At 63.0% G+C, this 12563-nt stretch carries 11 protein-coding genes; 2 read left to right on the forward strand and 9 right to left on the reverse strand.

Going from position 1 to position 12563, the window contains the following annotated elements:
* Nucleotides 1-18: 18 nt before the first annotated feature.
* Entirely contained in the window at nt 19-546 is a 528-nt protein-coding gene (locus ACVWZM_RS07530; RefSeq protein WP_168858849.1) for a DUF4269 domain-containing protein, read from the reverse strand.
* Between the two features lie 220 nt (nt 547-766).
* Complete coding sequence (locus ACVWZM_RS07535) at nt 767-2404, reverse strand: isocitrate lyase (protein ID WP_168858848.1); 1638 nt, start codon at nt 2402-2404, stop codon at nt 767-769.
* A gap of 145 nt (nt 2405-2549) precedes the next feature.
* Between ACVWZM_RS07535 and ACVWZM_RS07540 the strand changes: the two genes are divergently transcribed.
* The gene (locus tag ACVWZM_RS07540; protein WP_076829069.1) at nt 2550-3983 is read left to right on the forward strand and encodes a helix-turn-helix domain-containing protein; all 1434 of its coding nucleotides are present in this window, start codon (nt 2550-2552) and stop codon (nt 3981-3983) included.
* 9 nt (nt 3984-3992) lie between these two features.
* Here the strand turns inward: ACVWZM_RS07540 and serA are convergent, their stop codons facing one another.
* The 3 genes from serA to ACVWZM_RS07555 form a co-directional block, all read right to left on the reverse strand.
* Nucleotides 3993-5246, reverse strand: a complete 1254-nt coding sequence (gene serA / locus ACVWZM_RS07545) for a phosphoglycerate dehydrogenase (protein WP_057018869.1) — start codon at nt 5244-5246, stop codon at nt 3993-3995.
* 350 nt (nt 5247-5596) lie between these two features.
* The gene (locus ACVWZM_RS07550) at nt 5597-5932 is read right to left on the reverse strand and encodes a BA14K family protein (RefSeq protein WP_229192251.1); all 336 of its coding nucleotides are present in this window, start codon (nt 5930-5932) and stop codon (nt 5597-5599) included.
* A gap of 188 nt (nt 5933-6120) precedes the next feature.
* Nucleotides 6121-6417 carry a hypothetical protein gene (locus tag ACVWZM_RS07555; RefSeq protein WP_229192252.1) on the reverse strand — a complete coding sequence of 99 codons (297 nt, stop codon included), beginning with the start codon at nt 6415-6417 and terminating at the stop codon, nt 6121-6123.
* Between the two features lie 538 nt (nt 6418-6955).
* Here ACVWZM_RS07555 and ACVWZM_RS07560 point away from each other — a divergent pair.
* Entirely contained in the window at nt 6956-7954 is a 999-nt protein-coding gene (locus ACVWZM_RS07560; protein ID WP_233475793.1) for a helix-turn-helix transcriptional regulator, read from the forward strand.
* Nucleotides 7955-7985: 31 nt separating this feature from the next.
* Here ACVWZM_RS07560 and ACVWZM_RS07565 read toward each other — a convergent pair whose 3' ends face one another.
* The 4 genes from ACVWZM_RS07565 to ACVWZM_RS07580 all read right to left on the reverse strand — a co-directional run bounded on the left by ACVWZM_RS07565 (nt 7986) and on the right by ACVWZM_RS07580 (nt 12560).
* Nucleotides 7986-9077 carry a sn-glycerol-3-phosphate ABC transporter ATP-binding protein UgpC gene (locus tag ACVWZM_RS07565; RefSeq protein ID WP_253587685.1) on the reverse strand — a complete coding sequence of 364 codons (1092 nt, stop codon included), beginning with the start codon at nt 9075-9077 and terminating at the stop codon, nt 7986-7988.
* A gap of 84 nt (nt 9078-9161) precedes the next feature.
* Entirely contained in the window at nt 9162-10601 is a 1440-nt protein-coding gene (locus ACVWZM_RS07570; RefSeq protein ID WP_456856633.1) for an extracellular solute-binding protein, read from the reverse strand.
* A gap of 49 nt (nt 10602-10650) precedes the next feature.
* A complete protein-coding gene (locus tag ACVWZM_RS07575; RefSeq protein ID WP_057018873.1) occupies nt 10651-11688 on the reverse strand; it encodes a carbohydrate ABC transporter permease in 1038 nt (345 codons plus the stop codon).
* On the reverse strand, nt 11685-12560 hold the full coding sequence (locus ACVWZM_RS07580; RefSeq protein ID WP_057018874.1) for a carbohydrate ABC transporter permease: 876 nt from the start codon (nt 12558-12560) through the stop codon (nt 11685-11687). Before ACVWZM_RS07580 ends, ACVWZM_RS07575 begins: the two co-directional genes overlap by 4 nt.
* Between the last annotated feature and the right edge of the window lie 3 nt (nt 12561-12563).

The raw sequence follows: 12563 nt of genomic DNA on the forward strand, positions 1-12563 counted from the left end.
GTTCTATCAATTTGTCTCTCAGCCGAAATCGCACGCCGCGAGCCGGACACGTAACTCGGCGTCCGTTTCGGCCGCGAGCTCAAGCAATCCACGATAGGGATCGCCCGATATCCCGAGCACGGTAGCGAACGCAGGCTCGGTCTTGAGACCGCCCGCCCTCAATTCCCTGACGGCTCGCCGCAGCCCTCCATCATCAAGCGCAAGCAGCCGCCGTTCGACCTTGAAATGGATCCAGCCTCGTTGTTGCTCCACCAGACGCAGATCACCGTACAGTTCGAACGGCCAGCCATCGCACACAAAGCGCGCAATCACCGGCCGCGTTCCCGAGGTCCACCGGAAGAGGACGAAATCATCGCACGCTTGATAGTGAGCCCAAACGATGTCCGCGAATGCGTTCGGGTCGGACGCATGGCAGACGATATCGATGTCGCTGCCGGGCACGGCGAGGCCGAGCGGCAGCGTTCCGACGATACGGGGATCGAACGGCTTCAGCAGTTCCATCACGGCGGAGCTGGTGACGGCGGATGCGTAGTGCCCGACAGTCATCGCGTGGCATGCCCTCAAGATCGCAGCGACGCATTACCACACGGGCGTGGAACGCGCGAACCTCTGCAAATGGCGGGCTCGAGGGGAAGCGGGCCTAAAAAAGTCGCGGGGCGATCTCGACCGCGTTACCGTGGTCGAAAATCGCCCCGCCAAGGCGGACAGGCAAGGCTGCTCGCGCGCCAGCCTGTCCAGCCGATGTCGGAATGATCCGTTCGATCGATTAGCCGAACTGGTTCATCGTGTTGTGGGCGCCGCCCGCCTTGAGGGCAGCCTCACCGGCGAAGTACTCCTTGTGATCGTCGCCGATGTCGGAGCCCGCCATGTTCTGATGCTTGACGCAGGCGATGCCCTGACGGATCTCCGCGCGCTGCACGTTCTTGACGTATCCAAGCATGCCCTGCTCGCCGAAATACTCCCTCGCGAGATTGTCGGTCGACAGCGCAGCCGTGTGATAGGTCGGCAGCGTGATCAGATGATGGAAGATGCCGGCGCGCTTGGCCGAATCCGCCTGGAAGGTACGGATGCGCTCGTCGGCTTCCTTCGCCAGCGGCGTGTCGTCGTACTCCGCCTTCATCAGCTCGGCGCGGTTATACTTGCTGACGTCCTGGCCGGCTTCCTTCATCGCGTCATAGACCTGCCAACGGAAGTTGAGGGTCCAGTTGAACGATGGCGAGTTGTTGTAGGCCAGCTTCGCATTCGGAATGACCTTGCGGATGCGATCGACCATGCTGGCGATCTGCTCGATATGCGGCTTCTCGGTCTCGATCCACAAGAGGTCGGCGCCGTTCTGCAGCGAGGTGATGCAGTCGAGCACGCAGCGATCTGCACCGGTGCCGGGACGGAACTGGTAGAGGTTGCTGGGCAGACGCTTCGGACGCATCATCTTGCCGTTCTGGTTGATGATGACGTCGCCGTTGCGTGCGTTGGCGGCCGTCACTTCCTCGCAATCAAGGAAGCTGTTGTACTGGTCGCCGATGTCGCCGGGCTTGTGGCTCACGGCGATCTGCTGGGTCAGGCCGGCGCCGAGCGAGTCGGTGCGGGTCACGATGATGCCGTCTTCGACGCCGAGCTCGAGGAACGCATGGCGGCAGGCGCGGATCTTCGCGATGAACACCTCGTGCGGCACGGTCACCTTGCCGTCCTGGTGGCCGCACTGCTTCTCGTCGGAGACCTGGTTCTCGATCTGCAGGGCGCAGGCGCCCGCCTCGATCATCTTCTTGGCGAGCAGATAGGTCGCCTCGGCATTGCCGAAGCCGGCGTCGATGTCGGCGATGACCGGCACGACGTGGGTCTGGAAGTTGTCGATCTTCTCGATCAGCGCCTTTTCCTTGGCCTTGTCGCCTTCCTTGCGGGCCACATCGAGCGCGCGGAAGATATCGTTCAACTCACGCGAATCCGCCTGACGCAGGAAGGTGTAGAGCTCCTCGATCAGGGCCGGCACCGAGGTCTTCTCGTGCATCGACTGATCCGGCAGCGGGCCGAACTCGGAGCGCAGCGCCGCGATCATCCAGCCGGAAAGATACAGATAGCGGCGGTCGGTATTGCCGAAGTGCTTCTTGACCGAGATCAGCTTCTGCTGGGCGATGAAGCCGTGCCAGCAGCCGAGCGACTGGGTGTACTTGGTGCTGTCGGCGTCATAGGCCGCCATGTCGGCGCGCATCAGCGCAGCCGTGTAACGGGCGACATCCAGACCGGTCTTGAAGCGGTTCTGCAGGCGCATCCGCGCCACGGCTTCGGCGGTGACGCCGTTCCAGGTGTCCTTGCCCTTGAGCAGCGCTTCGGCCGCCTCGATCTCGCTCTGATACGAAGCCGGTCCCTGGATGGCCCGGTCGCTGATCCCGCGCGGTTGGAAGTTCATGTCCGTGATCCCTTCGGTGACGAAATAACTGCACCATTTGTGACGCGCGGCGTCATCGGGAGCTAGACCTGGCGCGGAAAACTTGTCATAACTTACAAGAAACCGATGTATTGTTGTAAGAATCTTACAAACCTTGGATAAGGCGATGGTAACCTCAAGCGCCCGTTCCGTTTTCATGGGCCCGCGGCTACGCCGGCTGCGGCGCGACCTCGGGCTGACCCAGGCCGACATGGCCGCCGATCTCGAAATCTCGGCCCCCTATGTGGCGCTGCTGGAACGCAATCAGCGCCCGGTGACGGCCGACATGCTGCTGCGGCTTGCCCGCACCTACAAGATCGATCTGGCTGATCTCGCTGGCGATGGCGGTGCCGATCACACCGCCCGCATGCAGTCCGTCTTGAAGGAGCCGATGTTTGCCGACATCGACATCCCCGCGCTCGAGGTCAGCGACCTCGCGGTCAGCTATCCCGGAATGACCGAGGCGTTCCTGCGCCTCTACACCGCCTATCGCGAAGAGCAGCTGGCGCTTGCGGAGCGCAGGGCTCCGGACATGGCGATCGCTTCACCGGGCCAGGAGAACTTTGACGCCAACGATCCCGTTGCGGAGGTCCGACGTTTTCTCGCCGCGCGCCGCAACAATTTTGCCAGCCTCGACGATGCCGCCGAGCGGCTCGTCCACGAACCTGCCGGGCCCGCCGGATTTATCGAGCGGCTTCGGGAGCGACATAAACTCCAGGTCCGCTATCTGCCGCCGAACGTCATGCTGGGTTCGATCAGGCGACTGGACCTTCATCGCAGACAATTGCTGCTCGAGGACTCGCTCGATACCGCGGGGCTCAATTTTCAGCTGGCCAAGCAACTTGCCTATCTGGAACTGGAAAACGAGATCGGCGCCGCCGTCGAAGCCGGCAAGTTCACGACCAAAAGCGCCGAGCTGCTGGCGCGCCGTGCGCTTGCGGCCTACGCCGCCGCCGCACTCATCATGCCGTATTCGGTGTTCGCGAAAGCGGTCGAGGCCCGCCGCTACGATCTGGAGGCGCTGGCGCGTCAATTCGGCACCAGCTTCGAGCAGGTCGCGCATCGCGTCACGACCCTGCAACGGCCGGGTCTCGAAAAGGTCCCGTTCTTCCTGATCCGGGTCGATCCGGCCGGCAACATTTCCAAGCTGCTTGACGGCGCCGGCTTTCCGTTTGCAAAGCACGGCGGTGCATGTCCGCTATGGTCAGTGCACGACATCTTCAAGACGCCGCGCCAGATCGTCACCCAATGGCTGGAACTGCCCGACGGACAGCGGTTCTTTTCGATCGCCCGCACCGTGACCGCCGGCGGCGGCGCGTTCGGCGCCATCCGCGTCGAGCGGGCGATCGCGATCGGCTGCGCCGCCGAACATGCGGGCCAGTTGATCTACACGCGCGACGGACAGGGACCGAATGCCGACGAGCCGACGCCGATCGGCGTCGCATGCCGGGTCTGCCATCGGCCGAGATGCGCGGCGCGGTCGGCGCCGCCGATCGGACGCGAGATTCTTCCGGACGATTTCAGGACCTCGAGCGTGCCGTTCGGCTTCTCGGCGGATTGACGAAGTCGATCACCCCTGCGGCCGGTTCGCGTCATACAGCACCCGCACGCGGATCGTGCCGTCAATCGCTCTCAAATCGGCCAGCAATCCCTCGCCCTCGCCGCCGACAACGTCGGTCTCGAGCACGACATAGCCGACTTCCGGATCGGTCTGCAGATATTGCGCCAGGATGTTGATCCCGTGCCGGGAGACCGCGTCGTTGACCTGGCGCATGACGCCGGGAACGTTGCGATGAACATGGATGAAACGGGTGCCGGTCGGTCGCGCCGGCAATTGCACCTGCGGAAAATTGACCGCGCCGAAGGTCGACCCGACATCGGAATAATCGATCAGCTTGCGTGCAACTTCGCCGCCGATCCGATCCTGCGCCTCTTCCGTCGAACCGCCGACATGCGGCGTGAGGATGACGTTGGGAAGACCTTGCAGCGGCGAGACAAAGCGCGCCTCGTTCGACACCGGCTCGACCGGAAACACGTCGACCGCGGCACCCGCCAGCCGGCCCCCACGCAGTGCGCTCGCCAGCGCATCGAGATCGACCACGGTGCCGCGCGAGTTGTTGATCAGATAGGCCTCAGGCTTCATCAGCTGGAGCTGGGCGGCGCCGATCATGTTGGCGGTGGCCGGCGTCTCCGGCACATGCAGCGATACGACGTCGCTGGCTGCGAGCAACGCGTCGAGCGATTCGGCGGGCTCGGTATTGCCATGGCGGAGCTTGTCGGTCTGATCAAAATAGATCACGCGCATGCCCATGGCTTCGGCGAGGTTCGACAGCTGCGAGCCGATGTTGCCGTAGCCGACGATGCCGAGCGTCTTGCCGCGCACCTCGCGGCTGCCTTCGGCGGACTTGTCCCAGCCGCCGGCATGTGCGGAGACCGAACGCGGAAAGATCCGGCGGAACAGCATCACGATCTCGGCGATGGTCAGCTCCGCCACACTGCGGGTGTTGGAGTATGGCGCGTTGAATACGGGGATTCCCAGCTTCCGCGCGGCGTCGAGATCCACCTGATTGGTGCCGACCGAAAAGCAGCCGACAACGAGCAATCGGTCGGCGGCCTCCAGGATGTCCGCGGTCAACTGGGTCCGCGAGCGAATTCCCAGCATGTGGATGCCCGACAGCGCCTGCCTGAGTTCTTTTGGTCCCAGCGCCTTGGGCAGACGCTGCAGCTCGGTATAGCCGTTCGCCTCAAACATCCGGGCCGCGGATTCGTTCACGCCCTCCAGCAGCAGCACGCGTATTTTGGTCTTGGGAAGCGACAGCATCATCGAGATCCGGATTCGTAAGGTTCGGGCAGATCCTGCCACGAGCGCAGTTTCGACGGATCGCGTGATAGCATGGAAAACGGTCGCGTCAGAAGCCGCCGTGGGCTGCCCGCTCTGCGATTCCCGATGAAGCCTCTCGATCCGCGCATCCAGGCACGGAGCGGGAACCCGTTCATCAAAGATCCTGGCCAATTCGCCGGCAGAAGCCGCGTTTGCGGCTCCTGGGGCGCTCGAACGCCTGCTCCGGCTCACGGGCCGGAGCTCCATTCGTGCTCAGCGTGGCGCCGAGGGCTATTGTCTGGAGCGGCGGGTTCGCTTCCTCCCCGTTCCGGCGCCGCAAGCCTGCGGCAGTCTCACTGGCAGGGATACCGCCGGCCGTCCTTTGCCTGGAACGTATTCGACGCCGCATCGTACGAGCGATAGCGCTGGGCGCAGGACGCCGCGTGCTGCTGGGCGGCGGCAGCTTCCTGCTGCGCGGCGGCGTTGGCTGCGCCGGCCGCGATGACGCCGCCGATGAGGCCACCGACCAGTCCGCCGACGGCAGCGCCGCCGCCATTGTCATAGCACTGCCCGTAACGGCACCAAACCTTCTCGGTCAACGATGGCACTGCCGCCGCAACGCCGGTACCGTGCTGCAACGGAGCCGAAATGGCGGAGGCCGAAAACACCACGGCACCGGTGGTCGCCATCAAAACAACTTTCACAAAGCGAGCCCTGCGCATCATATCTCCTGCTTCATTGCTGTGGGCGCAGGCCGGCACCTGCGTCCCGATTCCCTCGACTTGGATGAACTCGTCTGGTTCCGGACCGGACGACACCCGGACACGCGCGGCCGGTTACAATTCGCGCGTCAGCCCGCTTCACAGATGGGCGAAGTTCATTGGCCGGCCGCGTTCACGACGCGGCAGAGGTTATCGCCGACACCTGGAGCCAACTGTCCCGGCGGCAAGCTGAAGATCGCATCGACGCGGCTGCCTTTGCCGTCCTTGCGGACGACGACTTGCAGCGTTTGTGGGCGGCCGGATCCGGTGGTGTCCTGCTGGGTGGTCAGCGTGCCGAGTTTCTTGTCGACGTTCACACCGACAAAGCCCTCCGCCAGAACGGCGCGGGACACCTTGTCGAGGGCGGCACCGGGATTGACCGACGGGAAGATCATCCAGGTCTTGTGCGTCATGCCCGTTACCATGGGAACGCCGGTGCTCTGGACGTGATCTGCGCAACCATCGGCCAGCGCAGGCATGGACGAAAGAACTGTAAGCGCGAGTACGCAAGTAATCCTTGTAAGCATGCTTTCATAACCCGTTTGAGTTGGTCGTGACGATTTAGGCCAAATGGGCTACGAGTCCATGGACGACGTCGCATTCCGGATGCAGGCGTTCGGATTGTGGCTAGAGCAGTCGATCGCGAATGCTGTGCATCCGCTGGTGCTCTCGAACGTTGGCGCGGCGGATTGAATCGGAACGTTCGCGCGATGCCGGCGAGCGGATGAGATCAAATGTCAGCTTTCGCGGCTCGATTGCGCGACCTGGATATTCTGTTCGCTATTCGGATATTGAAGAAATTGTGAGAAAGGGCACGCGACCCGAAATCACCAAAGCTGTGCTAGTGTGGTGATGCGGTCTATGCGTGTGGCGGACGCCCTGAACAGCGGAAAACCGGTCTGATGGATCGGGCAATCCGCGAAACAGCAATCATCCGATGGTTGGGATTTGATGGTCGAAGACGTACTCGCTGCACCTCCCACGCGATCGGGATCTTCGTTCGAAGAACTCCTTGAAATGCTCCACCCCCACGGGATCAATGCGCATTCCTCGCCGCGGCCTGACGAATCGTTTCGCTGGCATGCGGACATAGCCATCGGCGCGGAACTTGACGTCGTGCGGGCCGATCTGTCGGCCGGTTGGGATTGGCGCTATTCTTACGAGAAATCTGCCGGAGAGCTTGCAATAAGCCTGCTGAATGCCGGCCAGGCCGAAATGCTCATCGCAGGAAAGAGCATCCAGCGGACCCCCTCCGAGATCGCCATCGTCCCCCTTCCGACGATGCAAGCGCAGCGGGTCGAAGCGGTCGATGGACGATACTCAAGCGTCACGCTCACCTTGCATACGGGCCTAGTTGCCAAGGTGCTGTCTGCGACGTTCGGGAGCACGGCGCTGGAAGATCTCAACCTAACGCCGATCGTCGACTTGTCGACCGGCGTTGGACAGACCCTTCTTCAGCTTGTCCGCACGAGCACCACCGGTCTGTATGACGGGATCCTGGTACGCTCTCCGAAAGCCAGCGCGCTGCTATCGGAAGCAGCCATACAGCTCATCCTTGAGAACGTTCCTCATCGGTTGACGGACCGGTTGAGCCGCCACCCGCGGGATGCGCCGCCGCGCTACATCAGGCGTGCGGTCGAGTATATGCGGGCCAATCCGCATCTGCCGCTGACGATCTCGGATATTGCCGCAACGGTTGGGGTCAGCAGCCGGTTGCTGCAATTGGGCTTTCGTAAAATCCACGGCACGACGCCGGTCGCCTATCTGCGACAAATTCGGCTGGAGGCCATCCACGACGAACTGTCGCGACCGGAGAACATGCTCCCGATCAGCGAAGTCGCGCTGAAGTGGGGTTTTACGCATATGGGCCGTTTCGCTGCGGTGTACCGCTCGGCCTTCGGCCTGTATCCGTCCGATACGGTCCGGCGCGCGCGAGGTTTCTTAAGCTAGGCAGGCGGTTGTCGAGCCAGGCTGCGGCGGATCAGCAAATAGCCGTCCCAGACGCCTTGTCGAATAAGTGCGTTCGCTCAAGATCGAGCGCGACGTCGATGACATGATCCGGTTCCGCGGCGACGCCGACCGGCATTTGCGCCGTGAACGCGAATGGGCCGACGGTCCCGATCACCAGAGTGTGCGGCCCGAGCGGCTCCACGTCTTTCACAAGGATTCGGACGGAAGAGCCTGTCGATGCGTCTTGCCGCAACACATGGTCGGGCCGGACGCCGAGCACCACGGGCTTGCCGACGCTGCCGGCATAGGCCGCCTCGCGTGACTTCGGCACTCTCAACGCAGTGCCCGACGGCTCGGTGAAAATGAGCGCGCCGTCGCGGGCGACTAGCTCGCCATGGATGAAATTCATGCTGGGCGCGCCCATGAAGCCGGCGACGAAGAGATTGCTGGGCTTCTCGTAGATCGTGATCGGATCGGCCGCCTGCTCGATGCGGCCGCGGTTCATCACCACGACGCGGTCGGCCATGGTCATGGCTTCGACCTGGTCGTGCGTGACATAGACGATCGTCTTGGCGAGACGGCGGTGCAGCGCCTTGATCTCGGTCCGCATCTCGATGCGAAGCTTGGCGTCGAGATTGGACAATGGCTCGTCGAACAGAAACACATCCGGGCTGCGCACGATGGCGCGGCCGATCGCCACGCGCTGGCGCTGCCCGCCCGAGAGCTGTTTGGGCCGGCGCTGCAGATATTGTTCGAGGTCAAGCACGCGCGCCACGTCATTGACGGCCTTCTCGATGCTGGCGCGCGATTCGCCCCGCACCTTCATGCCGTAGCCGATGTTCTCTCCGACCGTCATATGCGGATAGAGCGCGTAGTTCTGGAACACCATCGCGCAATTGCGCAAGCCAGGACGCAATTGCGTCACGTCGCGATTGCCGATGCGGATGGTTCCGCTCGTCACCGCCTCCAGTCCTGCGATCATGCGCAACGTCGTCGTCTTGCCGCAGCCGGACGGGCCGACAAGCACGACAAACTCCTCGTCGGCCACGTTGAGGTCGAGCCCTTCAATGATCTTGTAGGGCCCGTATGCCTTGCTGACATTCTCGATCTCGACGTGCGCCATGGATTCCTTTTCCGTCCCTTCATCGACGGCAAGTAAAGTCCCGGACGATGCTCGCGCATCATCCGGGGACGTCTCACTGGAAAGCTAGTTCTTCGGCGGAAGGCCCATCGCCGCGCGATAGGCCGCGAGCTGCTTGGCCCGGCCGAACTCGTCGGTCAGCCGATTCCACTCCTTGGCCATCGCGTCGAGCGCCGCCTGCGGCGTGGTCTGGCCGGCCAGCGCCTTGCCGAGCTCGATCTCGACCACCTCGGTGTAAGAGAAGTAACCGGGCAGACGCATGTCGAGCGCGACGTTCTTGGCATTGATGGAGTCCGATTGCGCGCCGAGATATTCCTTGGCCTCTTCCGGCGAGAAGATCTTGCTCCACAGTTGCAGATTGGCCGTGTGCGATTTGCGATAGGGATTGACGCCGCTGCCGCCGGTGATCGCCGCCTGGCCCGACACTTCAGGACTTGTCAGTGTCTTGACGAAATCCCACGCCGCCTTCTGGTTCTTGCCGGCCTTCGGCACCGCGATCTGCCAGCCGCCGAATGCCATGAACGGGCCCGGAAGCACGCTCGGGAACTTGTCCCACTTCTTGGTCTTGGCGTTCCAGATCTCGTCCGAACCGGGTAGCATCGCCGAACCGACCTTGCCCGAGATCTTCGATTGCTTCGGGTCGGCGGCGATGACGCCGGTGTCGCCCCAGCCGATCGATTCCGCAACCTGGCCGCCGGCCACGGCAGCGTTCACCTCACCGAACGAGAAATTCAGCGCGTTGGGCGGCCCGAGCTTCGATGCCCTGATGTATTCCTCGAGCCCCTTCACCCAGCCCGGATTGTTGATCTGCGCGTCCATCGTCTCGGGATCGAAGAACATCGCGCCCGGATAGTTCGGATTGTTGGTGTAGGCCGCCGCATGGCTGAAGAAGAACCAGAACTGCTGACCGCCGCGGCGGAAGGCTTCCGCCGTTCCCCACAGCCCCTTGTCGGGCCGCTGGAAGAACTCGGCAATGTCGAGATACTGCTTCCAGGTCTTCGGCGGCGCGAGGTCGTAGCCGTATTTGGCCTTGAAGGCGTCCTTCTCCTTGGGATCGCTGAACAGGTCGGTGCGGTAGGTATAGGTGTGGACGTCGCCGTCCATCGACTGCGAGTAGATCTTGCCTTCCCACACCATCAGCCGTTCGCGATAGGCCGGCTCGATATCGTCCCAGTCCTTGCCGGACTGCATCTCCTTCGGCATCTCGCTGAGATAGGGCACGAAATCCGGCAGCCAGGCCGGCGCGAAGCTGACGAGGTCGAACGTCGCGTCCGATGCGGTGAGCGACGTCGCGATCTTCGGATAGATCTCGGACCATGGAAACTCCACGACATTGACCTTGCCGCAGGTCTTCTTCGCCCATTCGTCCGCGCCGAGCTTGAGCGCAGAGGCGATATACGGCCCGGTTTGCGACGCCACCGTCAGGGTGACGCCGGTATAGTCCGGGCTGCAGGCGGCATTCGCCTGGCTCGCGGCACAGGCCATCGCGAGCGAGGTGGTCAGCATCAGGAACGTCCGTCGCAACATCGTCTAGTCCTCCCTACAAGGTTTTTTGCTATTTGATGGCCCCGAGCAGCAGGCCCGACCGCATCATCCGGCTGAGCAGGCCCGCCATGATCATCATGGGAACGATGGCGACGAGCGCCGCAGCCGATATCGCCCACCATTCGTCGCCGCGCTGGCTGTTCTGTCCCGCCACCAGGATCGGCAGCGTCTGCCATCTGGAATTGGTCAGGAACAGCGCGAACAGAAACTCGTTCCAGACGAAGGCCAGCGTGATCATGAACGTCGCCAGCAGCCCGTTCATCGACATCGGCACCACGATGCCGAAGAAGATGCGCCAGCTCGGCACATTGTCGACCATCGCCGCCTCCTCGACCTCGATCGGCACAGCCTCGAAGAAGTCGCGCATCAGCCAGACGACGATCGGCAGCGAGAAGGCGACGTAGCAGAGCGTCAGGCCGACAAAGCTGTCGATCAGCTGGAAGCCCAGCCGCCCGATCTCGCTGTAGAGCAGATACAGCGCGAAGGCGGTGACGATGGGCGGGAACATGCGCTGGCTGACGAACCAGAACAGGATGTCCTCATTGCCGAGGATCGGTCCGGGCAGCGGCAGGCGGTTGGCGGCGACGGCCACGATCAGCGCGATCGGAAAGGCCAGCAACAGGGCCTGCGGGCGGGTGAACCCGAACGTCGTGTTGAACAGCAGGTAGCCGCCGAGCGCGAGCAGGAAGAACGCGAGGCCCGCGCCGAAGCGGACCTTGAATTCGAAGCGCACCAGCGCATAGGCCGCCATCGCGCCAATCGCCGTGGCGATCGCTGCCGCGGATAGGCCAACGATGGTCGAGTTCAGGAAGGTCCGGAAGAACTCGCCGCGGATGCCCTGATAGAGATCGATGAAGGGCTGCAAGGTCGGCGTGAAGTCGATGAACGGCAGATAGGTCGGCCCGCCGACGACGCCGGGCGGCGTCTTGAATGCGGTCACCACCACCCAATAGAGCGGAAACACCGTGATCAGGCACCAGATGAGAACGCCGGCCGCGACCAGGCGGCGGCGCCATGGCGACAGTCCCGTCAAGCCCTGGCCGCTCATCGGCGCTTCTCCAGATGCGGCCGCAGCAGCGCCAGATAAGTCACGCCGATGATCGTGATCGCGATCAGGAACAGGAAACTGAGCGCCGATGTGTAGCCGAGATTGAACTTCTTGAAGCCTTCCTGATAGGCGAACAGCGTCAGTGTCTCGGTGTCGACGCCCGGCCCGCCGCCGGTCATCACGAACACCGTGTCCATGATCTTATAGCTCTCGATCAGGCGGATGAAGACGACGGCGGCCGAGATCGGCAGCATCATCGGAAAGGTAATGCCCCAGAACTGCTGCCAGGCGCTGGCATTCTCGAGCTCAGCGGCCTCGTAGACATCTTCGGGAAGCGTTTGCAGCCCGGCTAGCATCATCAGGATGACGAACGGGGTCCACTGCCAGACCTCGACCGCGATGATGCAGGCGAGTGCCCAATGTCCATTGGTAAGGAACGGCAGGTTGACCAGGCCGAACTTCGACAGGAACTGATTGAGCGGTCCCATCGTCGGATTGAAGATCATGCGCGCCACCAGCGCGACCGCGACGGGCGCCAGCAGCATCGGCAGCAGCAGGGCGACGCGGAACAGCCGCTCACCCGGCACCCGCGCATTCAGCGCCAGCGCGACGCCGAACCCGATCGCGTATTGCAACCCGACCGCGATCAGCGCAATCAGCGTCGTGGTGAAGAGCGCATTCCAGAACCGCGGCTCCTGCAACAACGCCGCATAATTGCCAAGCCAGACGACGCGCGGCGGGATCGGCGGAATCAGGCGGTAGCTGAGCAAGCTCGTGGTCAGCGAATAGATCAGCGGAAAGATCGAGATCGCCAGCACGACGAGCACCGCCGGCCAGATGAAGACATGCTTGATCGGATCATTCCGCATCATCGC

This window comes from Bradyrhizobium sp. USDA 4501 (assembly GCF_054062115.1).